We start from the raw sequence: 24,339 nt of genomic DNA on the forward strand, positions 1-24,339 counted from the left end.
TGATGCTGCCACTCAACCCGGACGCCCGATCGACGGCGAGGATCTTGACGCCTCGGCGGCGTGGCGATACAGCGAGGGTGTCTCAGCTGGGCAGCGGCTCCGGGCGGTCGAGACCGATGTACGGTTCGAGCCGACGCTCGAACCGTCACTGTCGGCGCTGGGTAGCAGTCCGTTCGCGCCGTAGACGAACCCGATCGAGCTGTCCGGTCCGCCGTCCTCGAACTGTTCCGCGAAGCGGCCCTCGTGGTCGAGCGAGGAATCGTACATCGAGAACATGATCCACTGCCCGGTCGGCCCCTGCAGCGTTCCCGAGAGGAGCACCATCTCCTCGGGCGTGGAGGCTCCGAAGGTTTCGACGACCTCTTCCTCCGTCATGTAACCTGCCTCGTGATCGAACGACATGTCGGTGTAGCCGTAGCCCGCGGCGACGTCGGCGATGACCGCCAGCACTCGCTCCTTCTCGGTCCACGTGGCGGGAACCGTGGTCGACGACCGGCCGGCCACGTTGAGGACGCGGAGCATCGATTCTCCGCCGTAGTAGTTCTGCGCGGGGAAGTCGTCCTGCCCGCCATTCGTCTCTGGCGCGGGCGCCCACGCCAGACCGAACTCTGCGGTGAGCGCGGCTTCGATCTCTGCCATCAAAGCTCTTCCGGTAGCCTTCCCCTCTTCGAGCGTGGGACCGGCCAGCACGTCCTCCGGGTCGAGTTCGGGGATGCCGGGATAGTCGCGCCAGAACACCTCACGATTGCCGTCTTCACCGGCCTCGACCGTCACCACGCCACGCGCGTCGGAGGCGAGCATGACGGCGAAGGCCGCCACGGGCGCGCCAATCGCGACGACCCCGGCGCCGATCGCGACGACCGCCAGGGCGCGGCGAGGCGTCACGGCGGCCCGCCTTGCGCGCGAGCCTTCGGTCAGTGCCGCGCGCAGGGCGCCGAGCGCCACCTGCGATCGGGGGATGCCGAGCTCCTCCGCGCCGGCGAGGTCGGCGAGCCACTCCTCGCGCCGCTGCGCGCGGAGTGCACGGGGCAGCGTCGCGGCGGCGATCCGGACGAGGGTCTCAGACCCGTTCATCCGGACGTCCCGAAGGCGAGACGCGGTGTCGTCGCGGCGACGGGGCGCCTCGCACGGGCGGCGAGCAGCGAGGCGGCTTCGACGCGTCCCTCGTCGGTCAGCCGGTAGTACCGGCGACGCGGACCGGAATGGTCGGACTCGCCCTCCCATTCGCCGACGAGCCACCCGAGGTCCTCGAGGCGGGAGAGGATCGGATACACCGTGCCCGGGGCGCGTTCCGCTCCCTTCGCGAGCGCGAGCCCCCAGACCGGAGCAGGCGAAGCGACAAGGATGCGCAGCACGTCGAGGGTCGGCTCGGTGACGCGGGTGAGCTTGATCATGCGGCTTATTCTATATATAAAGAACAAGAGCCCAGAGCGGATCTGCGTCAACTAGCCGAGAGCGATCAACCGGTCGAGCAGTTCGGGAGTCAGCGGACGGTCGCTGTACACCCGGCGCTCGACGCCCGAGGTCAGCGGATAGTCCGCGGGGGCGTCGCCCTCCCACACGAGCGACAGCCCCGCGCGCTCGAGGGTGCGCCACGAGGCCGGGTTTCGCGTAAGCGCGCGCCCGGTGACCGGGACACCCGGCTGGGCGACGGCCGCCGCGTCCAGAGCCGCCCTGCCCAGCTCTGCGGCGAATCCGTGACCCCAGGATGCCGGCGTCAGCCGGAACCCGAGATTCCAGGCCGGCACCTCCGGCTGCCGGATCGCGACGCCGCCGAGCCCGATGACCGACCCGGCGGGAAGCTGTCCGAGCGGGGACCGCAGCCGAACCGCCCACCAGCCGAGACCGCGCTCGCGCCACGATCGGGCGTAACCATCGACGAGGCTCTGCGTCTCGGCGAGATCGACATCCACGCCCTCCGGCAGGTGCTCCCAGGTCGCCGGGTCCGACTGGATGCGGAACAGCTCTTCGACCAGCTCGGGCGATGCCGCGTCGAGCGGTGTGAGGATCAGACGCTCGGTCAGCGTTTCGGCAGGCATCCGGGTCAGAATCCTTCCGGCTCCCGCGGCGTGTACGCGCTCTCGAGCTGGGCGAGCTCGGTCGCCTCCAGACGGATGCCGGTCGAGGCGACGGCATCCTCGATGTGCCCCGCGCGGGTGGCGCCGACGATCGGTGCTGTCACGGCCGACTGCTGCGCGACCCAGGCGAGGGCGATCTGCGCACGCGAGACGCCGCGCTCCGCGGCGACCCGGCCGACGGCCTCCACGATCGCCCGGTTCGACTCCTCTTCGCGGCGGTAGAGCGTCGCCCCGAACTCGTCGGTCGCGGTGCGGTTCGTGGTCTCGTCCCAGTCGCGGGTGACGCGGCCGCGCGCGAGGGGCGACCACGGCAGCACCCCGACGCCGGAGTCGAGGCAGTACGGATGCATCTCGCGCTCCTCCTCGCGCTGGAGCAGGTTGTACTGGTCCTGCATCGAGACGAAGGGCGTCCAACCATTCTGCTTCGCGACGCCCTGCGCTTTCGCGAACTGCCAGGTCCACATCGACGAGGCGCCGATGTAGCGCGCCTTGCCGGAGCGCACGACGTCGTGGAGCGCATCCATGGTCTCCTCGATCGGCGTCTCGGGGTCCCAGCGGTGGATCTGGTACAGGTCGACGTAATCCGTGCCGAGGCGGCGCAGGCTCGCGTCGATGCCGGAGAGGATGTGTGAGCGGCTGAGCCCTGCCTGGTTGGCACCCGGCCCCATGCGGCCGTGGGCCTTCGTGGCGATGACGACCTGGTCACGCTGCGCGAAGTCGGCGAGCGCGCGACCGACGAACTCCTCGCTCGTGCCGTCGGAGTAGACGTCGGCCGTGTCGAACGTGGTGATCCCGGCTTCGAGCGCCTGGCGGATGAGCGGACGGCTGGTCTCTTCGTCGAGCGACCAGCGGTGCGTTCCGCGATCCGGGGCGCCGAAGCTCATGCAGCCGAGGACGACCGGCGAGATCCGGAGCCCGCTGTTCCCCAGCCGTACGTTGTCGGTCGTCTCCAGCATCCGTCTTCTCCCTCGGGTTCCTGCGCGGGCAGCGCGTCGTCCCAGCCTTGCACGTTCCCGACCCTGCCGACCTCCTGCCGACCGGCCCCTCTCTGCGCGAGCGGCCCCTCTGTGAGCGCACGCGAGGGGGCCGCTCGGCCACAGAGGGGCCGGTCGGCGAGGTCACACGATCGTCGTAAGCACCCCACCGTCCACCCGCAGGGCGGCGCCGTTGGTCGCCGACGAGAGCGGACTCGCGAGGAACGCCACGAGGTGTGCGATCTCGGCCGGGTGGATGAAGCGCTGCAGAAGCGAAGATTCCCTGACGAGCGACCCCTTGAGCTGCCCCACGTCCATCGACTGCAGAGCGGCGATGTGCTCGACCGTCTGCGCGACGCCGTCCGAGTACGTCGGTCCACCGAGGATCGTGTTCACCGTGACTCCCGTGCCACGCGTCAGCTTGGCGAGACCATTCGCCACGGCGAGCGCGGCCGCCTTCGTCGCGCCGTAGTGGATCATGTCGGCCGGCACGTCGACGGCCGACTCCGTGCCGATGAAGATGATCCGCCCCCAATCGCGCTGGAGCATGCCGTGCAGCAGTCGACGCGACAGCCGCACGCCGGCCATCACGTTGATCTCGAAGTAGCGTGACCACTCCTCGTCAGTGATCTGCGTGAACGGCGCGACATCGAACACCCCGGCGTTGTTCACCAGGATGTCGACCTCGCCGAGCTCGTCCAGCAGCTCACTCACCTGGCCCGGATCCGCCAGATCCGCCGCGATGCCCGAGATATCGGTGCCGGGCGCTTCGGCGCGGAGCCGGACCACAGCCTCGGCGACGCGGGCCTCCGTGCGTCCGTTGATGACGACGCTCGCGCCCTCGAGCGCGCAGGCGAGTGCCACCGCGTAGCCGATTCCCTGCGTGGAACCGCTGACGAAGACGCTCTTGACAGCGAGTTGAAGATTCATGGTACATCCGTTCGGTTTACTTGCCTGAGAAAGTAAAGCGTAGCGCAGGAAGTTTCCTGAGCAAGTGATCGCGTAGGCTGATGCCATGGCTGAACCGGCATCACCCGACGCACTCACCCCCGACGAACTCGAGACCTGGTCAGCGCTCGCGACACTCCTCGAGTGGCTTCCCACCGCCCTCGACACCCAGCTGCAGCGCGACTCTGGCATCAGTCACTTCGAGTACGGCATCCTGTTCCCACTCTCCGAGGCCGACGGGCGCACGCTGCGGATGAGCGAGCTCGCGGGCTACGCGAACAGCACGCTCTCCCGCCTCTCGCGCGCCGTCGCGCGCCTCGAGGCGAAGAGTTGGGTCCGCCGCGCTCCCGACCCCGCCGACGGACGAATCACGCTCGCGACGCTGACCGACGAAGGAGCGGATGCCGCGCGCGCCGCAGCACCCGGGCACGTCGCACTCGTGCGACGGTTGGTCTTCGACGCGCTCTCGCCGACCCAGGCGACGCAGTTGCGCACCGCGAGCCGTCGCATCACCGGCGCGATCCGCGAGCAGGGCGGGTGGATGCCGACGGCGTGAAGCTGCCGCACCCCTCCCCGCACGGCAGGGAGGGGGACTACTCGATCTGCCCGATCGGCTCGCGCTTCTCGGCCTGGAACTGGTCTTCGGCCCGGCCGCGCGCCCAGTAGGCCGAGATCGACAGGGATTCTCGCGGCACCTCGCGCTGTTTCAGCACGGCCCGCACGGCCTTGATCGTTCCGCGCTCACCGTGCGCGAAGACGTGCGGGTGGCCGTCGTCCCAGGGCAGCGCGTCCAAGGCCGCGAGCAGTTCGTCGTCGGTCCGCGTCCACTGCACCGTGATCCCCGCCGGCGGCTCCGGCAGAATGCGGTCCTGCGCGACGGCGACCGAGACGAGAACGTGTCCGCGCGCAGCGGCATCCATCTCCTCGATCGCAGAAGAGATCGCGGGCAGGGCGGTGTGGTCTCCGACGAGCAGGTGCCACGGTGCCGCGCGATCGGGCCGGTAGCCGCCGCCGGCGCCACTGACCACGAGCGTGTCACCGGGCTTGGCCCCGCGGGCCCACGGCCCGGCGATCCCCTCGTCACCGTGGACGACGAAGTCGATCACGAGCCGACGGGCTTCGGGATCGGCGGAGCGGATCGTGTACGTGCGCGGAGTCGGGAGCTTCTCCGGCGCTTCCTCGCGAAGCCGTGCCAGGTCGTAGGGCGGCGTGAGTCCGTGGCGCGAGTCGGCGAACAGGATCTTGACGTATTTGTCGGTGAAGTCGTTGTCGCGGAACGCGTCGTATCCCGCGCCGCCGGCGGTGATCCGGATCAGGTCGGGGCTCACCTGCTCGACCTGCTGCACGGCGAGGATCGCCTGTTCGGGTGCTCGGCGCGGCTGCTCTTGCGTCATCACTTCTCCGGAGTCGGGGCATGCGGGGGTCTCCCCAGTCTGCCCCGCTCTGCGCAGGCACGGGCCGGATCAGGAGTTGGGGATCGCGGTGACCGCGACCGCCCAGCGAGCCGTCATCTCCGCGGATCCGCTGATCACGACCTCATCCGTCGCCCAGACGTCGAGGGTGTTCCGCGTTCCCTGATCTTCGGGGTCGGTCTGACACGGCTGCTCGACCGAGGCGTTGCCGACGATCTCGACGACGACTTCCCCCTCGCCGAGGCAGCGGACGTAGAGCGCCACACGCCCGGTCGGGTTCTCGAAGGGACCGGCCTGAGCGGAGCCGCGCATCTCGACCACGTCGCCGAGCACGGTCTCGCCCTCGGGGATCGCGACGCTCAGCGGGGTCGCCCTCGTCGGCGCGGTCGGTAACGAATCAGGAGAGGGGGTCGGCGCCGCAACAGCCGCGCGCTCCACCGGCGCGCACCCGGCGAGCGCGACAGCCGCGACGACGAGCGCGCCCGCACTCATCGCTCTGCCGCGAGCCATCAGCTTCCGTGCCTTGCGCGCAACTCCGTCAGCCCGTGCACCACCAGTTCGTGGTCATCGGCCGAGGGAAGCCCCGACACCGTCGCGACCGCGACGACTCCGACGCCCGTCACGCGCACGGGCACCGCTCCCCCGGCGACGGCGTACTCCGCCGGATCCAACCACCCCGGCTCGAACATGTCGCGCCCTCCGGCGGCGACGCGGGCCTCGAGGAGCGCCGTGCTCGTTTCGAAGCGGAACGCCGTCGCGGCCTTCCGCCGCGCCCAGTCATCGTTGTCGGCCGTCGCCCCCGGCATCGACGCGTGGAACAGGACGACGGATGCCGTCCGCACGTCGATCGCGACCGGATGCCCCTCTGCCAGTGCACGCTCGGCGATCGAGCTTCCGAGGCGCCAGGCGTCCGCGCGGTCGAAGCGGGGCAGGTCGAGCGCGGAGTGCTCGGCCTCGAGGCGGGTCAGCCATGCGTCATCGGTCATCGTTCTGTGTCCTGTCGGTGGAGGGCGGCTGTTCGCCGGGGATTCAGTTGTCCGAGACGGTGACGGTCTCGCCGCCGCCGAGGTGACGTCGCGCCTGCTCGAGCGATCGGAGGGCCGCGGCCTTGGTCTGAGCGGGCTCGCCGACGGCGAGCACCTCCCCGTTCGCTGCTCTCAGGCGCCAGCAATAGCCGCCGACCACATCGGCGAAGACCTCGAAACGTCCCTTCGGACCGACGGGCGCCTCAGCCAGCACGGCCGCGATGTCGCGATTCGCGATGTCCCCGAGGATGCCGGCGCGCACACCCGCAGTCGCCGCGTCGGTGTGCGACAGCGCCGATAGCACGCTGACGGCGGTGGCGCGATCCTCGTCGGTGACCCACTGCTCCTTGGTGAGCGCCTCGATCAGCATCAGTCCGGTGCGGGCTTCGCGCGCGTCCGCGCTCAGCGCTAGGGCGTGCGCCTGCTCGAACCGCTGGGCCCACTGCTCGCGTGCATCCGTGGCTCTCTGCGCTCGTCGCACGAGGACGAAGCTGATGATCGACCAGATGAGACCACCGCCGGCGACGACCGCGGCGATGATCGCCGCGAGCAGCGTCGCCTCGGAATGGGTCACTCTGTCACCCTACTGTCGGGGGCGGACGACGCGTAGGGGTTCACAGCACGTCGGCGACCGCCTCGAAAGTGCGGTCGGGATCCTCGAGGTGCATGTCGTGATGGATGCCGGCGAGCCGACGGATCTGCCATCCCTCGCGTTCGAGGGCGGTGGCCATCGAGTCCGGCAGCACGGCAGGCGACTCATCGGAGAGCACGATGGTCGAGGGCGCCTCGGGCGGGGCGATCGCGATCGGATGGAAGGCCACCTCACGGAAGACGCCGACCGCCATCTTCGCGTCGAATTGCTGCTGGGCCTTCTTCAGTGCGTCCCGGATGCTCGGGCCATAGGCCGCGCGAATCGCCCGGCTTCGACGCGACTGGAGCAGCCCCATGACGCCGAGCGAAACGGGCGGCAGGGCCCAGAACGCCCGGCCCGCCAGGCCCGAGGTGGGCAGCGTGAGGCCGAACCCGGGGTCCAGATAGATGGCGTGATCCGGATGCAGGCGGGCGACGGCCCGGACCAGCACTGCTCCCCCGAGCGAGTGGCCGACGACGCTGTGCAGACCCCGCGGGAGGGACTCGACGACGTCGTCTGCGAGTTCGGTGAGCGTGTACGACGGTGCGCGGTCGCTCTCACCGTGTCCGCGCAGGTCGAGTGTGGTCACCGTGTAGCGGCCGGTGGCCAGCATCCGGTCGATCAGCGGCTGCCAGGTGGCACTCGCTCCCCCGAGTCCGTGGATGAGTCCGACGTGAAATTCGCCGGAGCCGGTGGTGGTCGAGTGGAGACGCATGGAGTCATTCTCCCCGGTTCATCCGAGACGGACGAAGCTCTTGCGGCTCAGCGATCACGGGTTAGCATGCGGTCATGATCCGCATTCAGAACGTCACGTACCTCGTGCACGACCACGACAAGGCGCTCACGTTCTTCGTCGACGCGCTGGGATTCGTCGTGCGCCAGGACGAGACGTTCGAGAACGGCTGGCGACGCGTCGTCGTCGGCCCCGAAGACGGCGGCACCGGTCTCGTGCTCGCGGTCACCATGGAACTCGACCGGCTGGGCCACCAGGCCGGCGACGACGTCGCGTTCTTCCTCGAGACGGACGACTTCGAGAAGACCTGCGCCCGGCTGTCCGCGCACGGCATCCTTTTTCGGGAGGCTCCACGCCACGAGACGTACGGGACGGTTGCGATCTTCGAGGACCTCTACGGTGCCCCGTGGGATCTCATCCAGCCGCCTCGGGGCTGATCCGGTGAGAATGGTGGCCCAAATGGAGAGGAGAGCGACAGTTCCTAGTGGCCCCCGAAACCGTACAGCGTTCCCGGGTTGAGGAACTGCCGCCCCCAGAGGAGCTTGCGGTCCGCGACCGTCAACTTCCCGTGCTCGACCGCTTCGTCCCAGTCGTCGCGAATGACGCCTTCGATCCGTTCGAGGATGCTCGAGGCACGAGCCTCGGTCAGCCCGTAGAGGCTTCTTGCGGACAGGAGGTCGGCGAAGTTGTTGGTGCGTGACCCGCGCCGGTCGTAGGCGATGGCCTGCGACGCGGTCTCGCCACTTCGCCGCATCGGAGAGAGGTCGTACGCAGGGCTGAGAACCGCCCTCGTCCCGTCCCACAGGGCGGCGTGGTTTCGAAGATGGTCGTCAGAGTTCGAGATCGCCATGTTGAAGGCGATGCGCGTGAAGAGTTCCTCCGCGGTACCCTCTGGAGCTCGGTGAACACGTAAGGAGTCCAAGAAGTCCACGTAGCTTCCGCTGCGCGCCTGCAGCTCGTCGAGGCCGGTCATCGTCAATGCGCTGACGGCGAGCACGCGCTGGCTCCCGGCGATGCGGTCGAATCGCTCGACGAGAAGGACGCTGCGGCCCAGCACCGGTTCCACGCGAGTCGGGGCGACGTCGATACCTACTCGCCCGGCGAGGAACATGCCGGCTGCTTCCGCGCCGACGACCGGAAACTCGTCGTTGGATGCACTGAACTTCGCGATGTACTCGCGGTTGCCGTCGTGGACGATGGCCTTCGGACGTGCACCGCCCATCGCGGTACCGCTCAACAGAGCGCGCTCCAGCTCGTAAGGCAGGTTGCCTCCGGCCTCCACGATGTCAGCGGCGGTGAGAAGGTCGTCCAGTGGTGCTGGCGCCGCGCTGCGGGGTACGTACTGCTCCGTCGACAGCTGAAAGTCGATGGCGCCGAATCGGTTGGACCCCGACTGGAGGAGGTACGTGCGCTCGTCCACGTCGCCGGTATCCGCGTCCCGGCCGCGGTCGCCGGTCACCTGGTACTGCACGACCCGACGCCCCCATGCATCCGGCGAGGCGTCGCGGAGCGCCCCCGGCAAGCCCATCGAACCGGTGGGGCCGTATGTGTCACCCGACAACGGAAGGGTCGGTGAGAGAGAGACTGCGTTGTCTCGTTCCTGATAGAGCCGCCCGTAGTCGAACGAGAACTGGCCGGGAGCATTCTCCCGAAGTCGCCCCGCCGGCACAGGTGTGGTCTCGCCGGGCAACCACACCCAGACGTAGATGTCAGAAGTCGAGACCATCGCTGTTGCCCCCTCGTGGCCGGTCGACGCGGGCAGGCAGCAGAGCGAGGCGCTCTTCGCCCCGGCGGCGTAGGGCGATGAGCTCGCTGGGGTCGTCGACTCCGAACAGTGGCACGCCGACGATCGTCGCGACGTTGAAGACCGTTCCGATGCTGGTGGTGGCGGCGCCTCGCTCGATGGAGTGCACCGTCGTCCTGGATATGCCTGCGGTGCCCGCGAGTTCATCGGCCGTCATGCCACGTGCAGCGCGCGCCATACGGATCTGCTGGCCCAACACCGCAATGGCGTCTTCGGCCGCCCGCGAGGTTCCTACGCGCGTTCGTCCCATGTTCAATAGTTTAGACCTAAGTGCAATTTATGTCTAAAGTATTGAACGTGCTGTGCTTCAGCCGGGACTCGAGTCCCTCCGGCGCACTCCACCCGCCGCCTCGTTCGTGACATCGGCGAGCGCAGGAGCATCGGGCGGCGCGCGGAGCCTCCGCGCCGGTGGGGCCCTGATCATCGAGTCCCCCCTCGCGCCTATAACGACAGAAGGCCAGACCCTTCGGGCCCGGCCTTCTGTCGTTCTGTGGCTGTGTTCGTTTATCCGCGGATGCCTTGAGCCTCAAGGGATCTCGAGCAGTCGATTCCGAGGCGATTCCACGCTAAGCCTCAAGAAATTCCAAAACCTCTGGGATTCTCCAGATCAGCACCACTTTCCGCGAACACTGCTGGGGGTCGCGAACCGTCGCTCATCGACTGTCCCTGCGGCGTCTCAGTTCTGAGATCCGGGCGCCGCCGGGTACCGCTGATTGGCCCGCTCCGATTCAGCGCGTCGAATCGCGTCCCCGGCAACGAACGCCGCCCGCGTCTGAACACCCACGGCTCTCGCGTGTAGCGGAAGGCGCGCCCGGATCTCGCTTCTGACTCGACAGGGCTCCAGGTGCAGGGGAGGTCACCCTCCCTACCCATAGTCTTGAGCAATGGCAGCGTCCAGAGGCAGTATCGGCGGGGCGAGCGATGATGCCGGCACGGAGTACAAGCGAGGGGTGGCCGCTTTCGCCATCGCATACGGCTTGGCGGGAACGACCTTGCCGTTGGACTGCTTCGCGGACGACCCAAGACAAGTCTCAGCTGTCGACGCGGAGACAGATGACCCTGTCGACGACGTCCGGGTCACCTTCGCGTCAGGTCGCGTGGCATACATCCAGGCGAAACACACTCTGAAGACGGGTCGGCCGATAAACGAAGCGGTTTCTCAGTGGGTTTCCGCGGCTCGTCAGGGCGGTTTGGACCGTGAGCGTCACCGACTCGTCATCGCGTCGCAGAACGTCTCCGGGCCGATGAAGGATTTGGGTGACGCGCTCGAACGGCGCCGCTCCGGTCGGTACGCGAAGTTCACCGATGCGGAGCAGCGAGCCGCTTCCGCGCTGGACGCGCTTCTTGACGGGCTCACTGAGCGACAGAAGGCTGACGTTTGGGCCTGCGGAGCAGTGTGGCACCTGCAGGTGAGAGAGGCGGGGAGCTCGAACGCCCAGAACGCCCTGCAGCAGCTCCGCCTCGTGGTGTCCGGGGATAACAACGTCAACGCCCACCACGCATGGACACACCTTCTAGGCTTCGCTGGCCGCGTCTCAGGACTGCGCAGCGGCCACACGATCCGAGATTGGGCCGGACTGCTCACCGGAGCATCGATCCCGCTCAGAACCGACGGTGCGACGCCCGCGGCAAGCGCTGCGCGACGTGTGGCTGCGCTCGCCACATACCGCGACCAGGTCACCCATCGCGGTACCCACATTCAGTTGGAGGCGATGGGTCCCGCGCTTCCGGACCTGCCTCTCGCTGACAGCGACGTGGGGTTGCGGATCGCTGCCGGGCCAGACGGCGAGCGCAACCCATCGGAGCTGCGGTGGGCGTTCATGCTTCGTCATCGTGCAGTGTTGACGGGCCTCCCAGGGTCGGGGAAGTCCACGGCTCTGAAGCAATTAGCTGCGCAGTTTGTCGAAGGTGCTGACATGCCTCTGCCGATCTATGCCTCGCTACGGAACTACCACCCGGCTGTGAACGGAACGGGCCTCCTCGAGCACATTCTCGATGAGGCGACCAGCATCGTGGACTCTGTCAGCCGGACCGAAGTGGCGGCTGAGGTACGCCAACGCATCGCCGAGGATAGCCCCCTCGCTCTAATCCTGGACTCACTAGACGAAACCTATGACCGGCGCTTCGAGGTGGTCAAAGCTCTGGCGGCGCTCACCCGCCAGTTGCCGGGAGGGACCGCGATTCTCCTCGCAACTCGCGACATCGGACACGCGGATGCCCGGTCGCTCGGCTGGTACGACATGCGCCTGCTGCCACCGAAAAGTCTGGACAAGCCCGTCCGTAGCATCCTCACCCTCACCGCGGCGAACCAGGGGATCCCAGAGGACGAGCGTGGGCGCTGGATCGCGGAGCGCGCCGAGTGGGTGGAGGGGATTCTCGCGGATGACTCCGTCCTCGCGGAGACGCCGTTATTCGGATCCCTGCTGGCTCTACTCGCAGGCGTCGGGACAGCGAACTCCCTCCCGACAAGCCGAGGCGCGATTCTGTCTGCTGTGGTTCGTATGTTCATCCTGAAACGAGAGTTGAAGAAGACGGCGGATCTTCTTGACCTTCGACCTGATGAAGCACTTCTGCTCGGAGAGCAGGCGTTCGCGACCGAGGCGCATACCCTGCTGAACAGTCGGGCTACGGCCACAGAAGCTGAGGTCGTCGCGGCCATCGCGAAACGTCTGGAACCGGCGTGGGGGCTACCTCCCGCGAAGAGCGTGGTGATGGCTCAGCGGATCGTCCGGGTCTTCGACGAGGCCGGAGTGTTCGTCATCGACACGAGCGGCTCCATCACGCCGCGTATCTCGCTATTGGCGGAGGTCGGCGACGCGATGATGGCAATTGACTGCCTTGACGGCGACGCCTGGGTATCGCAGCGGATCTCCGCGGAGCAGTATGAGCCGCTCATCCTTGCGCTCACGCTCTCCCCGGATATCGTGCGCATCGCAATGCGCAGCCTCGAGGCCACCCATTCACGCCCGCTCGCTCAGTCCATCGCGACGTCCGTCGCGCACGGAGCCAACCTGGACGCGGAGGCGACCCGGCTGGTGGCGGGTTGCCTGATTTCGCACCTTTCGGAGGCGACGATGGACGGGTGGTCTAGTTGGCGCGCCCTGCGCGCTCTCGACCTGGAACCGGATCAGGTGGACGACCTCCTATATACGTTGACCGCGCTCCCTGCGGGCTATCAACACATTGTTCGCTCCGAGGCTCACCTGTTGTGGGAATCGTCGCTCGCCGACGATGCGGCACTCGACCTGATGCGGATGACGCTCGCCACGGAGACGCTGCCCCTGATGGGGGACGAGCTGCCGTCGGGGCCTGCGTCCAACGCTGGCCTCGTGGACGCGCAGGTTCGAGCCGCGGAGCACATGCTCGTCATCGATCCCGCGACAGCAGACGAGATTGCGGCACGTCTGAATGGCGACGCTCCATTCTTCCTGCATCAGCGTTTGTTGGAGATCCTGGTGGAGCGTGGTAACGCATATGCCCTGGATAAGACGAACGAGATGCGGGACGCTTTCATCGATGCCGTCACAGAGCCGGGGTGGGACCCTGAGGTCAACCGTTGGCCGAACCTTCTCGACATTCTGAGCGAGGCGAGCCCGGTGCCGTTGACGTCCAAGCAGACGCTTGCAACTCCCGAGCTCGCACGCCTGTTCACCCTGCTCAATCTGAATGTCGCCGGGTCCATCACGTTCGTCAACTCCGACCCATCCGAAGTAGGCGCCGCGTTCACCGCAACCGCCAACCTGTTCGGCATCGACCGCGGGGTGCTCTCCGCTGAAGCTGACATCGTCAAGGCACGGGTGGACCGATGGGGGATGGATCCGTTGTTCGCCGTGATGGAAAGCATGGATCCCCACGGCTACCCGGAGTGGGAGTCAGTGGACGCAGTAGCGACCGCGGCTGAGCTGAACAAGCTCCTCCGCTTCCCGCGCGCCCAGGCGGGTTTCGCGGCTTGGGCTCTCCAGCAGGGACCAGCCGATATCGTCCTTGGGCTGCTGGACGTCGCCGTCTCGGAGTTCGAGAGCTCCCCCCGGCACCAGTATCTCGTGGCGAGAGCGTTCGCCCGTGCATCTCCGAATTGGGAGCCCGCGCCATGGGCGGAGCATGCGAACCCGGTTCTTCGGCAGGCAGTCGCCGCAACGCTGCCCGAGGATGATCCACTCCTGCGCACCATGGCCCACCACGACGCGGACCGCCACGTCCAGGCGGCCGCCGTAGCACGGATTGTCAGCGCACCCGCTTCCGATGCGGCCGCGGTACTTGACGGAGTTCTTCGTCAGAAGCCAGTCGGCTGGATGTGTCGGAGCTGCCGGAAGATGAACCCGCCGTCGAGGAGCGTATGCAGCGGTGACAGGTGCTACTTCGCTCCGCCGGACCCTCAGGAGGAGGCGCAAACGGGCCTCGCCCTCCTCAGATAGGCAGCGTGCGCCCTTACGCGAGACGTCAAGACCTGCGATGGCGCGAGTGAACCCGCGACACCCGCACGAGTGGGATTCTCGCGGATACGAGGGCGATGAGGAACGCGACCAGTTTTTCGAGGAGACGCGAGGCGCGCCGCCTCGGTGTCCCTCCCATGATTGGGAGGTGGCACACTTCCACTATCCCCATGGAGAGGAGTGGGAATGCCGGAACGACGGACGTACCCGACGGCCATCACCGTGAATGGCGCCACACACCAGGAGCTGTCCCACGAGCTCGCTGTCCGTTGGACGCTCGGACAGCATGCACGTGTCGGCGGACAGATCCTCCTTCTCATTCCAAACAAGGGCACTTTCCGCAACATGAACACGCTGCTCACCGAACTCGCCAAGCTGGACGCGGTGACCGTCGACACCCTCCGCGGCGGTCTCGCGTGGCGCGGTGGAGCGGTTCTCGCGGCATGGCCGAACCGGGAGTCACTCGCGACCATCGCCGACGACCCACGGGTTAAGGCACTCTGCGTGATCCCGTGGCTCGAGCAGGACACCCGGGCATGGGATATCGCCGCGACACCCGAGCGGCTCGGCGAAACCACCTCACCGGTGGTCACCCCGCTGGACCCTGTGGTCGTCGTCGCGCTGACGCAGCTGACCGGGACGGTCAACCACTCCAACAATCTGGTGGGCGCTCTCGACCATCGTGACGCCGTCGCTGTCCTCCGCCTTCTCCACAAGGGGCGGTACGCGCTGCCTCACGAGGCGGTCTACGAGTGGGCGTTGTCGAACGGTTGGCCCGCTCGAGGGGCGGAGCGTCTGCGGGAGATAGCCGAGAAAATCGATGCCGGTCGCACAGTTCAGATGAGAGGCTCGTCCCCATTGGCGCCTGACACGTTGAAACGGTGGAAGGCCGAATCACTCAAGCCATGACCGCGCTTTCTGGAGGAATCCGATGACCGATAGTCACGAGCCTCGTGAAGGCACGCAGGTCGCGGCCGTCCTGAGCACACTGTTCGGTGCTCAGAAGATCGCTCTGACCGACGCCGACAAGCGCATCGCTACAGTTGCGAACGACTGGCAGGTCGTGGGACCCAACGCTCACATCGCCGAGCTTCACGCCACGCTGAACGGCGTGCAGGAAGGGAGAGCCATCGAGATCTTCGGGCGCGCGGCGTCCGCCGGTGAGCAGCTCGGGTTGGCCCTGACTCTGCGGCTGGATGCCCGGCGCTGGATGGCGAAGCCGAACGACACGGAGGTCCACCTTCCGGTCCGCGCTCTCACCGAGATGCAGGGTTATTACACGCTCTCCGCGGCCGCGGGACTGGCCAATGTCATCTTGCGCATCGGACTGCTGAACTCGGACATCCGCGCACGAATAGAAGAGCGGTGGAAGAACAACGTGGGCTTTCATCCTTTCTCCTCTGACCGCAACGACTGGATTCAGTTCAGCGAGAAGGCCTTCACCACGGTCCGGTATGCAGTCGATGCGGTGGACGCCCCGGAGCTGCAAGCGTCGGCTGAGGCTCTGCTGCAGCTGCGCAAGGACCAACGCTGGGAAGCCCTAGACCTCAGGAGGGCGCTGGACTATCACCAGTGGCGGCCGCAGAGCGTGGTCGGTGGAGTCGCCGCCGAAAGCTTGTGGAGCGCACTCGCGGGTGGGGGACGCACGGCGATCTTCCCCCCTCGCGATAACACCCTCCCGGATTTGAACGACATGTGCGCGGAAAGCGATGCGGCGTTGGAGCTCCTCGCTGCTACGGCAGCCGATGTCCTGATGCGGTTCCCCGCCGCGCTGCGAGAAATGGGGCTCGAGATTTACGTGAATAACGAGGGGCCCGATCCGTCCTGACAAGACTCTTTCTGGGCCGGAGATAAGGACCGTGCGACACCGCGCGTAACCAGCTGAGCTACTCGTAGCTCCGCTGCACGTGCCAGCCGTCCTCGCCTCGGAAGACATCGAACACGAGTGACTGCCCGCCGTCGTCTGTCCCTTGAAAGCGCCATCCGTAGAGTCCGGCGCGATGTTTCACAGGTGCAGTCCAGATCGAGTGGCGCAGACGAGTGGGGGTGTCCGTGACCCTCCACCGTCGACCGGCGAAGACCATCCTGACGGGGATATCGTTGGCCATCCATATCGTCGCAGGTGAGTCAGCGGTCGCGGGTCTCATAGTTCGAGAATAGAACATAGCTTCGAAGGTTGCTAGTCTGTTCCTGGCCGGGGAAAGGATGCCGGCATGGGATCGAGCAAGCGTCTGGCGGCGCATTACGACATGCGTGCGCAGCACCAGGAGATCCTTCGAGCCGCCCGATCCGGACCACTGCAATCGCTCACCGACCGCGAGCTCGCGCTGCGAGAGCAGCCCATCACGATCTACCCGCAGCCATACCGCGTCGTTCAGGCCTGGGTCCGTTTCGGCGCCCGCGCCATCCGCGTCGATGCGAAACTCGCCCGTTCCACCCCGCTCGCCGCCGGAATCGAGTTCCGCGCCGGAGATGAGACCTTCCGCTGCTGGGTATGGGGAAACGCAGTCTCCGCATCCTCGGAAGACTAGCCCTCGATATTCTCCATCATGCCCTGTATACATGGATAATCATTCATCGGAGGCATCGCATGAAAGCGCTCGAGTACCAGCGTCAGATCGTCCTGCCGGATCAGCGCGTCGCCGTCGTCGGCGACATCCACGGCAACTTCAGATGGCTGGACATCGTCGCCAAGGCGACTCAAACGCTCGCCCCTGACGTCACCACCATGCTGCAGCTCGGAGATTGGGCGATGGACTCGGATACGACCGACGAGGCGCTGGATGGCACCGGCATTCAACGGATCTATGTCACGCTCGGTAACCACGAGTCCTGGGACAAGGTCTCGCCGCTGCTCGACGCACATCCGGGCGAAGCCGTTCGGGTCTCGAAGGTCACCTGGCTGTTGCCCAGGCCCGCCCGTCTGACAATCGGGGGCCGTAGTGTGCTGTCGTTGGGCGGCGCCGTATCCGTCGATAAGGCGTGGCGACAGGAAGGCGTCAGTTGGTGGCAGGACGAAGAAATCACGCGGGAGAATGTGGTTGCGGCCATCGCCGGAGGACCCGCGGACCTGATGCTGACTCACGAGTCGCCCGCAGGAACGCCAGTGCGCGCGGTCCGAGAGATCCTGCGCACGAACCCCATGGGCTTCCCTGAAGACGCCCTCCGGGATTCGGCCACATCCCGCGCACGAGTCGCGAAGGTCTGGAACATCGTGTACCCGGAGCTTCTCATCCACGGTCACATGCACACGCCCGGAGGCGGTCAGACTGAGAACGGCCTACGTGTGGCGAGCCTCGGCCAGGACGGACAGCAGGGCAATGTCGGGTTCCTCGACATGGAGACGCTGCGCATCGAAACGCCTACACTCCGTCAGATCCGGGAAGCCGCGGGTCGATGACCGACAAGAACCCGTGGGCCGAGATCATTGGGCCCTGCTACACGCTCGCATCCCTGTCGCGCGCCCTCCGGTGGACGGAGGCCGAGGTGAAGACGGCTGCCGCGTCGCTCACCGTACTCGAACTCCTCACCGACGACGGCGTCCTCCTCTACCCCGCATTCCAGGTTTGGGAGGGGCGCCTGGTTCCGGCACTCGCGCAGGTTCTCCAGGTACTGAGTACCGGCACGAAGGGGCGGTGGACGTGGGCGCAGTGGCTCAACACACGAATCGATGACGAATCCGGGGAGGAGGCCCTAAGCGCCATCGAACAGCTGCGCGCAGGCCAACTCGACGACGTGCTGCTCGATGCCCGTCACACTGCCTGGGCATGGAGCAGTTGAAAAGCGCGCGATGCGCAGGGCGTTGCCCCTGCCGGTAACGTCGCACTCATGAGCAATGCCGACCCGCAGCCCGAAAATCAGCGGTGGTTGGACGCGGTGCGACGCGCCAAAGAAGCCGGCCTGCTTGAGAACATCATGACCCGCCAGGCATCACCGCCGACTGACGACGAGGACGCGACCGCCGTGATGCGACTCGCGGATCATGTTCGCGACTACGTCTTGCGCGCAGAAGACACGTCGACCCCCTACCTCAAGCTGTGGAGCGACCTGCCGCACCCCGTGCCGAGCGAACTCAGCGACGACGAACTCGCGATCCTTTCGCACCTCGCAACAGAGGCCGAGGACTGGCGCCTTCGCGTTCGGTGCCTGGATATTCTCGCGATCCGTGAGACCGGCGTCGCCCGCGTAAATCGCATGGTGAACATGCTGGTGGTTCTGCGTGACTCGCTTGCCCAGGCTCCGCTAGAGCCATCCGACTTCAGAACGATTGACCGGGCCTTCGCGGTCGCAGGATACGGCAGCAGTGTGCGAGAGGTCTTGTCAGACATCGAGGCACTCCTTGTCCAGCGCGCTATGACTTCGAGCAATCAGCTTGAGCACGTGTGGGTGAGCCAGCATCTCCGCGAGAACAAGCGAGCGCGCGACCGCGCTTCCGAGATCGCAGAATCGTTCGACCTCCGCTTCCAGGAACGTGGCGAACGGCTCGATGGCGAGGAGGCCGCGGAATGGTTCCTGCTCGCCGGAAATACCGCGCGCGCCCACGACCGCCTGCTCGAGGTGATTCTCGGTCTTCAGCGAGATGCGGAGGCCATCCTTGCGGACCGGGATCCCATGACGGCACTCACCGCGTCGCACCTGGCCGAAGTGGCACTGAAAATATTGACACGCATCCCGGTGAAGGTGCGGAATGCCAAAGGCCAGGGTGCCCTCCTCGACCAGCTCGTCGCTTTGCCCCGAGTAGCCGGGAAGATCCTACTGACGCTTGCAACGCCCCACCGAACTCCTCAGCCCGACCTGCAGGCAATCCGCGAGGCGCTCACCGAGAACATCAGCGAAGCCGACCCGAACACCGCTGTGTCCCTGTTCTTGCACCTCATGCCCCTCGCGGACGTGGTCCTCCTCCGAGCAGCAGCCGAGCAGTCAACAGAAAAGCACGGGTTCCTCCGAAGACTTCCACGTGCGAACCTCGAGCGCGACGGTCGCACGTCCGCGGCATCGGATCCGGCCAACGACGCCGATGTCTACGGTGTGCCGGCAACGGTATGGCAGCAGATGATGAACACGTACCGCCTCATGGTGACGTCAGCGGTCGAGCAGGTGCTCCTGCCAGCGTGGATAGAGCTTCGAAACCGACATGCGATAACCCTGACGGACTTCATCCAGATGGCGAACCACAGCGGCCTGATTCCACCAGGGCGCGAGCGTATGGTGGGCCGCGCGCTCTACTACGGCTTCCACGGAGACTTCCTCTCCGCCGCACAACTACTCGCTCCTCAAGTCGAAAATCTGCTCCGCTACCATCTGGCGAACGCGGACGAGCGGACGAGCCGCATCGAGAACTCCGTAGAACACGAGAACGGATTGTCGACGTTGGTCGAGTCCGACAAGATGGACGCGGTGTTCGGAGCCAACGAAGCATTCGAGATCCGCGCGCTTTTCAGCAGCAACGGCGGAGTGAACCTTCGAAACACGTCCGCCCACGGTCTGCTCGCCGATCTCGACGCGTACACGCCGTTCCCGTTCCACGCCTGGTGGCTGGTCTGGAAGCTCGTAGCCACCGAGTTCGGCAACGCCGAACGTGACGCCACCGCGTCAGCGAACCGAGAACCGGCCGACCCTCCGGAGTAGTGCGCCGCGGCAGTTCGTGCCGCTCCCGCAGGGCCGACGTCCACGCGGCGCCGCAGGTGGCCGTGGCGGCGAGTTCACGGTCAAGCTTCACGGTCCGCCGGAGGTAGACCTGACCCCGACAGGGGCCCGACCTGGTCCTCCGAGGGATGCTCTCCGGATAACGTCGGGCGACATGGTCGGATCACGGCCCACATCCCGGGCAGGCAACTCAGCCGCGCTCGCTGGTACCCGTTCAGCGACTCAGGATCCTGCGCAGCGACCCAGGCGAGGATCTCTGCGGTCGCGCCGGGGTCGCCCGCCTGGGGCAGTCGCCCCAGCATGTGGGCGATCCGTCCGACGCTCTGAGCCATCAGGCACCAGACCCGCGGCGGCGAATCCGCGGGTAGCCCCTCAGCCAGGTTGATGGACGCGTAGATGTACTCGAGCGACTCGCGGTCGTAGGGCGTCAGATCAGCTGGTTCGCGGTCGATGAGTGCGAGGAATGAGGCGGGATAGTCTTCCATACCTTGACCCATGCGCGGTGGGACCAGGGAGGAGCGCCGCGCGACTCAAGGCGACGCCTGGACGGAGCGGAGGGCGCTGGCACTGGACGCTTGGGGCTGCCGAAATGAATAAAATAAATACGATTCTGGCCTCGACGACGAGTTCGAACGCGTGGCGCGAGAGCTAGAGTCCCGACTCAGTCATCAACTGCGCGACCGAGATCCCAAGGACTCCGGACAGGCCGACGAGCGTTGCCATTCGAGGGTTGGAGGGGCCTGCCCCCTCCTTGCGCCCGGTAGAGCGTCCTGCTTCGATGAGCTGCAACTGGTTCTTCGTGATGCCTGCCTGATAGGCCAGGGACTCCTGAGACAGCCCGCTGTCATTGCGCAGGCGTCGCAACGCCGCACCCAGCTGCTCGGCCGTCTTCTCGTTCCACATCGCTATCCAGCATGTGGAGCGGACCTGCAAAACCACACCCTATGCACAAGGCCTGTTATACATGCCTATTGCACACGTTCAACGCGGACCGTGCGGCGCGCCGTTAGGTGCTTGCCAGAGATCTGGTATATACGGCCTGCTGTATATGGCCTAGTATTTCCGCTCAGACGACGTTCGCCGAAGGGAGGCCCCGTGTCTTGGCGAGATGACGCGTGTGCTCATCTGCCCGCCCCCTCCTCCCGCCGGGCGATCTGCTCCATGGGCCACGAGCCGATGTACTCCGCAATGTCGGTCGCGATCTTCGGGAAGACGGAGGCCCAGAACGCGAGGTCTGCGAATTGTGCCGCTGTCTCGCCACGGAGCATGCGGCGTTGGCGATCCGGGCTCAGGCCAGGGATAGGGGGCGCGGCCGCCAGGAACTGCGGCAACGTCTGCCCTCTGAGTCGCAGCGCGTCGTGAATCATGTCCGCCAACTTGTGCTGGATCATCGCTGCGCGGTACCGGTGGTCAAGCTTGTCGAACCCCTGCGCCGGGGGCAACGGAGCGCTCACCCGCCCGAACGCTGACGGGACCCCGACTGCAGTGCGGGGCTCGAAGGTCATTCCGGGTGCTCTCGTGCCCATGATGTCGCTCCTCGATACTGCGCGAAAAGTCTGCACATGCCTGTTCAGGTACCAAATTGTTCGCTTCAGTCGACCAATGCTGAATATTCTACGCAAAACGACCGGGGCTTGGGCCGCGCCGTTAATGGGAAGGGAGTGCAGACACCTACCTACCTCAACCGCATCACCAAGTTCGACGACACCACCACCGCGGCGACGCATTCGGAGCTGCTCGCGCAGTTCCTCGGGCGCTTCCGCGGCGAGGGCCACCCCAAGCGCACAGCACGCATCCTGGACCAGCACACGTACGCTCGCCTCAGCAGGGAAGTGGGCGCGCTCGTGACCGAGCGAGAGCTGCCCGGTGTCGTGCCCGGTTCGCCGATGGACGACTTCATCCGCGATTCGGTCACGCTCGCCGCACCTCTCACCCCCTACGCCGCGAAGCTCCTGCTCACTCACACCGCCCGCTACGTTCTCTGGTGTGACGGTCAGGGCTGGCCGCTCGAGGCCAACGTCATCTGGTCCGTGCGCGGCATCGACCTGTACTCCACCACCGCAAACCTGGAACTCCAAGAAGTCACCCGACGGAACTACCGCACGTTCCTCCTCCGCATCAGCGAGGTGCTGATGCCCGAAGAGCACCCGGAGCGTCAGACCCCGCTGTCCACGAGGACGACGGTCGCACCGTACACGGAACGGGAGATGGAGTCGTTCCGTGACTGGGCGGGTGCGCAGAACACCGACCTCAAGCGCGACCGGGCGATGCTCATGCTCACCTTGTGTGCTGGCGCCGGCCTTCGCCCGGGCGAGCTGCCGTTCGTGCACTACGACGACGTCATCGTCGATGACGAGGGCATCCTCATCATGGTCGATGGGCGCGAGGTGCCGCTGCAGGCGGAGTGGGAAGAGTGGATGCTCGTTCTGTTGAAGCGACGCCCCAAGGGCGAGCTTCTGTGGGGTGCGGTCAACGTCCACAACACGTCGCGCCTCGCATCCACGTTCACTGAGCGCTCATTCGGCAAACCGCCTCGTGCTGACCGCCTTCGTCACACCTGGCTCACCCATCACTTCACCATGGCCACCCCGATGAAGGAACTGATGCGAGCGGCTGGCATCACCAAGCTGCAGCACCTGCACCTCCTCCTCGAGCACGTCCAGCCCCGTGACCACGCTGACTATCGCCGCATCCTCCGTGGCGAGGGGCAGCGATGAAGCGTCAGGCTCAGGTCGACGCCGCCCTCGCACAGTTCGACCGTCACATGATTGAGGCGACCGGCTATACCTTCCACGAGTACGCCTATGTCCGTGCCGCCGAGCCCACCTCACTGGCACACATGAAGCTGTACGGCCGCCTCGTCGACGAGTCCGGTGCCGTCGAGTTCCTCGAGCGGTGCCAGGGGGAAGACCGGAAGTCCGCGGCCGGCCGCAAGCCTCAGATGACTTTCCGTGCCGTGCTCATCCTGCTGATGATGCACATCGACGGCGGAGACGCCCGCTACGGCACCATCGCCAAGACGCTGTTCGCACGGACCACGTCGGAGACGCGCGAGTACCTCGGACTGTCGCCATACCTCAGCAGCCCACGTCAGTGGTATCTGCGTTTCCACCGGTCCCTCAACCGCATCCTTGACCTTCTTGAGCCGTGGGAAGTCTCTAAGAAGCACCACATCACCGCCGCCGAGTTCATTCAGGCGAAAGAGTCGTACTCGCAAGAAAAACGCGACCGCGTCGAGGACGTGGTGAACATGCTGCTGCACACCACCATCCGGCGTCTGCCGGCAGAGATTCGTGCCCGCTATAAGGGCAACATCGCCATCGACGCGACGCCTATCTTCCTCGTCGGAGAACCGAACTACATGTGGGGCGCTGAGGGAGCGGACCGACGGAACCTCAACGCGATGAGCACTCGCTACACCCGGGCCGGCAACCACGAGGGCAAGGGCCACGAGGACGACGAGCCGGCGTGGGAGATGGAGACGGTCGTCACCGTCGCCAACAAGCCTGGCGATAACCTCAGCTTCCCCGTCCTCATGTCTGGCGCGTCGTTCCAGCACCCCGGCCGCAACAAGTACGGTCCGCTGCGTGCCGTGAGGCAGCACTGTAAGGAGTTCGGGGAGGACGAGCGCAACCGACTGATGGCGGACCAGGAGTACAACAACTTCAAGCCGCACCGTTTCCAGGTCGAACTTCACAAGCTCGGGTTCCGCGGTGTCTTCAATCACAGCGGAAAGAAGAAGCCGGGCAAGGACGCCACCATCGGGGACGCGATTCTCGTCGACGGGTTTCTGTTCGTGAAGTGGATGCCGCGAAACCTCATCACCTCGACGGGCGACTTCGCCAACGGACGCATCTCGAAGGACCAGCACAAGGCTCACATCGAGGCGCGAAGGCGGTATGCGCTGGTGCCGCACGGCCGGCCCGATAAAGACGGGTATCACCGGTTCACCTACCCGTCTCTCGCAGGTCTGATGCTCTTCGACCCCGCAACAGGGATTCGGCTGAAGCGCGCCCCAAAGCTCGTTGCCAAGTCGCTGACCGTGGGCCCCGACAGCGCCGAGTCTCTTCGCGTCCTCAAGAATCTCTCCGCCGTGCAGTACTACACCGAGGAATGGCACGCCTGGTTCGGACTCCGCAACCGAGCGGAGGAGAACAACCTGTGGTTCAAGAGCGATGCGGCCACCGACATTGGCAACCCGGAGAAGAGGCGCGCCCGCGGCTACGCGTACCACTTCCTCACCGCGGGCATGGCCGCCGCCGTGTCAAACATGCGGCGCATCGTCAGTCACCTGGAGGCTGAAGCCCACACGGTCGTCGACCGCCCCACGCTGCGTGCGCGTCGACGCGTGGACATCGACGGCAAGCCCCTCGAGCGCCGTGACGCTGTCGCCGCCTGACGTCGTCGCCCGCATAGAGCCGGAAAGAAGAACCACCCTGAAGACCATTCACCGCAACGCCACGCCACGAGGTGGGTGACATTGTCGGCTTCGTCGAGTTCAGCTGGGTCGGTCCGCCCCTGAGGTGTCCGAAGAGATGCGGCGAGCCGCGCATGGAGGAGCAGACCCCCCACAATGGAGTAGCCCATGAATTCCGTTCCCCCCGACTCTGCGACGAGCCTCCTCGACGAGGCTGCGCTGCCACTGGTCGCGCTCG

Annotated in this window: 27 protein-coding genes; 11 read left to right on the forward strand and 16 right to left on the reverse strand. The window is 66.2% G+C overall.

Annotated features, from left to right (window positions below; genetic code table 11):
• Positions 1-12: 12 nt before the first annotated feature.
• From RS85_RS16785 to RS85_RS16805, 5 genes are all read right to left on the reverse strand, one after another.
• Entirely contained in the window at positions 13-1,074 is a 1,062-nt protein-coding gene (locus tag RS85_RS16785) for a hypothetical protein (protein WP_046014616.1), read from the reverse strand.
• Positions 1,071-1,394 carry a PadR family transcriptional regulator gene (locus RS85_RS16790; protein WP_046014617.1) on the reverse strand — a complete coding sequence of 108 codons (324 nt, stop codon included), beginning with the start codon at positions 1,392-1,394 and terminating at the stop codon, positions 1,071-1,073. Before RS85_RS16790 ends, RS85_RS16785 begins: the two co-directional genes overlap by 4 nt.
• A gap of 51 nt (positions 1,395-1,445) precedes the next feature.
• Positions 1,446-2,039, reverse strand: coding sequence for a GNAT family N-acetyltransferase (locus tag RS85_RS16795; RefSeq protein WP_046014618.1), 594 nt, complete (start codon positions 2,037-2,039; stop codon positions 1,446-1,448).
• Positions 2,040-2,044: 5 nt separating this feature from the next.
• On the reverse strand, positions 2,045-3,034 hold the full coding sequence (locus tag RS85_RS16800) for an aldo/keto reductase (protein WP_046014619.1): 990 nt from the start codon (positions 3,032-3,034) through the stop codon (positions 2,045-2,047).
• Positions 3,035-3,196: 162 nt separating this feature from the next.
• Entirely contained in the window at positions 3,197-3,982 is a 786-nt protein-coding gene (locus tag RS85_RS16805; protein ID WP_046014620.1) for an SDR family NAD(P)-dependent oxidoreductase, read from the reverse strand.
• 85 nt (positions 3,983-4,067) lie between these two features.
• On the opposite strand from RS85_RS16805, the gene RS85_RS16810 reads away from it, so the two are divergent.
• Positions 4,068-4,556 carry a MarR family winged helix-turn-helix transcriptional regulator gene (locus tag RS85_RS16810; protein ID WP_046014621.1) on the forward strand — a complete coding sequence of 163 codons (489 nt, stop codon included), beginning with the start codon at positions 4,068-4,070 and terminating at the stop codon, positions 4,554-4,556.
• A gap of 37 nt (positions 4,557-4,593) precedes the next feature.
• Here RS85_RS16810 and RS85_RS16815 read toward each other — a convergent pair whose 3' ends face one another.
• From RS85_RS16815 to RS85_RS16835, 5 genes are all read right to left on the reverse strand, one after another.
• The gene (locus RS85_RS16815; RefSeq protein ID WP_046014622.1) at positions 4,594-5,394 is read right to left on the reverse strand and encodes a siderophore-interacting protein; all 801 of its coding nucleotides are present in this window, start codon (positions 5,392-5,394) and stop codon (positions 4,594-4,596) included.
• 69 nt (positions 5,395-5,463) lie between these two features.
• The gene (locus RS85_RS16820) at positions 5,464-5,922 is read right to left on the reverse strand and encodes a hypothetical protein (RefSeq protein ID WP_046014623.1); all 459 of its coding nucleotides are present in this window, start codon (positions 5,920-5,922) and stop codon (positions 5,464-5,466) included.
• Positions 5,922-6,398 (reverse strand): heme-degrading domain-containing protein, encoded by a 477-nt coding sequence (locus RS85_RS16825; RefSeq protein ID WP_046014624.1) that lies wholly within the window; start codon positions 6,396-6,398, stop codon positions 5,922-5,924. The genes RS85_RS16820 and RS85_RS16825 overlap by 1 nt, the downstream gene beginning before the upstream one ends.
• A gap of 43 nt (positions 6,399-6,441) precedes the next feature.
• On the reverse strand, positions 6,442-7,011 hold the full coding sequence (locus RS85_RS19920; RefSeq protein WP_052703612.1) for a YegP family protein: 570 nt from the start codon (positions 7,009-7,011) through the stop codon (positions 6,442-6,444).
• A gap of 40 nt (positions 7,012-7,051) precedes the next feature.
• Positions 7,052-7,783 (reverse strand): alpha/beta fold hydrolase, encoded by a 732-nt coding sequence (locus RS85_RS16835; RefSeq protein WP_046014625.1) that lies wholly within the window; start codon positions 7,781-7,783, stop codon positions 7,052-7,054.
• Between the two features lie 74 nt (positions 7,784-7,857).
• Between RS85_RS16835 and RS85_RS16840 the strand changes: the two genes are divergently transcribed.
• The gene (locus RS85_RS16840; RefSeq protein ID WP_046014626.1) at positions 7,858-8,238 is read left to right on the forward strand and encodes a VOC family protein; all 381 of its coding nucleotides are present in this window, start codon (positions 7,858-7,860) and stop codon (positions 8,236-8,238) included.
• Positions 8,239-8,282: 44 nt separating this feature from the next.
• Here the strand turns inward: RS85_RS16840 and RS85_RS16845 are convergent, their stop codons facing one another.
• Both RS85_RS16845 and RS85_RS16850 read right to left on the reverse strand, forming a co-directional pair.
• Positions 8,283-9,527, reverse strand: a complete 1,245-nt coding sequence (locus RS85_RS16845; RefSeq protein WP_046014627.1) for a type II toxin-antitoxin system HipA family toxin — start codon at positions 9,525-9,527, stop codon at positions 8,283-8,285.
• Positions 9,511-9,855 carry a helix-turn-helix transcriptional regulator gene (locus RS85_RS16850; protein WP_046014628.1) on the reverse strand — a complete coding sequence of 115 codons (345 nt, stop codon included), beginning with the start codon at positions 9,853-9,855 and terminating at the stop codon, positions 9,511-9,513. Before RS85_RS16850 ends, RS85_RS16845 begins: the two co-directional genes overlap by 17 nt.
• A gap of 634 nt (positions 9,856-10,489) precedes the next feature.
• Between RS85_RS16850 and RS85_RS16855 the strand changes: the two genes are divergently transcribed.
• The 3 genes from RS85_RS16855 to RS85_RS16865 all read left to right on the forward strand — a co-directional run bounded on the left by RS85_RS16855 (position 10,490) and on the right by RS85_RS16865 (position 15,866).
• Positions 10,490-14,020 (forward strand): NACHT domain-containing protein, encoded by a 3,531-nt coding sequence (locus tag RS85_RS16855; RefSeq protein WP_046014629.1) that lies wholly within the window; start codon positions 10,490-10,492, stop codon positions 14,018-14,020.
• 204 nt (positions 14,021-14,224) lie between these two features.
• Positions 14,225-14,947, forward strand: a complete 723-nt coding sequence (locus tag RS85_RS16860; RefSeq protein ID WP_046014630.1) for a hypothetical protein — start codon at positions 14,225-14,227, stop codon at positions 14,945-14,947.
• 22 nt (positions 14,948-14,969) lie between these two features.
• Positions 14,970-15,866: a hypothetical protein gene (locus RS85_RS16865; protein ID WP_046014631.1), complete on the forward strand. Its 897-nt coding sequence runs from the start codon at positions 14,970-14,972 to the stop codon at positions 15,864-15,866.
• Between the two features lie 58 nt (positions 15,867-15,924).
• Here the strand turns inward: RS85_RS16865 and RS85_RS20170 are convergent, their stop codons facing one another.
• The gene (locus RS85_RS20170) at positions 15,925-16,047 is read right to left on the reverse strand and encodes a hypothetical protein (protein WP_268748014.1); all 123 of its coding nucleotides are present in this window, start codon (positions 16,045-16,047) and stop codon (positions 15,925-15,927) included.
• A 204-nt stretch (positions 16,048-16,251) separates the two neighbouring features.
• Here RS85_RS20170 and RS85_RS16875 point away from each other — a divergent pair, with 204 nt between their 5' ends.
• Genes RS85_RS16875 through RS85_RS16890 form a run of 4 tightly spaced genes read left to right on the forward strand, consistent with a single transcriptional unit; the run spans position 16,252 to position 19,666 of the window.
• The gene (locus RS85_RS16875) at positions 16,252-16,569 is read left to right on the forward strand and encodes a hypothetical protein (RefSeq protein WP_046014633.1); all 318 of its coding nucleotides are present in this window, start codon (positions 16,252-16,254) and stop codon (positions 16,567-16,569) included.
• A gap of 59 nt (positions 16,570-16,628) precedes the next feature.
• Entirely contained in the window at positions 16,629-17,438 is an 810-nt protein-coding gene (locus RS85_RS16880) for a metallophosphoesterase family protein (RefSeq protein ID WP_046014634.1), read from the forward strand.
• Positions 17,435-17,818 (forward strand): hypothetical protein, encoded by a 384-nt coding sequence (locus tag RS85_RS16885; RefSeq protein ID WP_046014635.1) that lies wholly within the window; start codon positions 17,435-17,437, stop codon positions 17,816-17,818. The genes RS85_RS16880 and RS85_RS16885 overlap by 4 nt, the downstream gene beginning before the upstream one ends.
• A gap of 48 nt (positions 17,819-17,866) precedes the next feature.
• The gene (locus RS85_RS16890) at positions 17,867-19,666 is read left to right on the forward strand and encodes a DUF4209 domain-containing protein (RefSeq protein WP_082087681.1); all 1,800 of its coding nucleotides are present in this window, start codon (positions 17,867-17,869) and stop codon (positions 19,664-19,666) included.
• Between the two features lie 80 nt (positions 19,667-19,746).
• On the opposite strand, the gene RS85_RS16895 is transcribed toward RS85_RS16890, so the two are convergent.
• The 3 genes from RS85_RS16895 to RS85_RS16905 form a co-directional block, all read right to left on the reverse strand.
• Positions 19,747-20,169, reverse strand: a complete 423-nt coding sequence (locus RS85_RS16895) for a hypothetical protein (protein ID WP_152642453.1) — start codon at positions 20,167-20,169, stop codon at positions 19,747-19,749.
• Between the two features lie 163 nt (positions 20,170-20,332).
• Positions 20,333-20,587 carry a helix-turn-helix domain-containing protein gene (locus tag RS85_RS16900; RefSeq protein ID WP_046014638.1) on the reverse strand — a complete coding sequence of 85 codons (255 nt, stop codon included), beginning with the start codon at positions 20,585-20,587 and terminating at the stop codon, positions 20,333-20,335.
• Positions 20,588-20,805: 218 nt separating this feature from the next.
• Positions 20,806-21,075, reverse strand: coding sequence for a hypothetical protein (locus RS85_RS16905; protein ID WP_152642454.1), 270 nt, complete (start codon positions 21,073-21,075; stop codon positions 20,806-20,808).
• A 270-nt stretch (positions 21,076-21,345) separates the two neighbouring features.
• On the opposite strand from RS85_RS16905, the gene RS85_RS16910 reads away from it, so the two are divergent.
• Both RS85_RS16910 and RS85_RS16915 read left to right on the forward strand, forming a co-directional pair.
• The gene (locus tag RS85_RS16910) at positions 21,346-22,401 is read left to right on the forward strand and encodes a site-specific integrase (protein WP_046014640.1); all 1,056 of its coding nucleotides are present in this window, start codon (positions 21,346-21,348) and stop codon (positions 22,399-22,401) included.
• Complete coding sequence (locus RS85_RS16915; protein WP_046014641.1) at positions 22,398-24,083, forward strand: hypothetical protein; 1,686 nt, start codon at positions 22,398-22,400, stop codon at positions 24,081-24,083. The genes RS85_RS16910 and RS85_RS16915 overlap by 4 nt, the downstream gene beginning before the upstream one ends.
• Positions 24,084-24,339 lie beyond the last annotated feature (256 nt).

The organism is Microbacterium sp. SA39 (assembly GCF_000967865.1).
GTDB lineage: Bacteria > Actinomycetota > Actinomycetes > Actinomycetales > Microbacteriaceae > Microbacterium.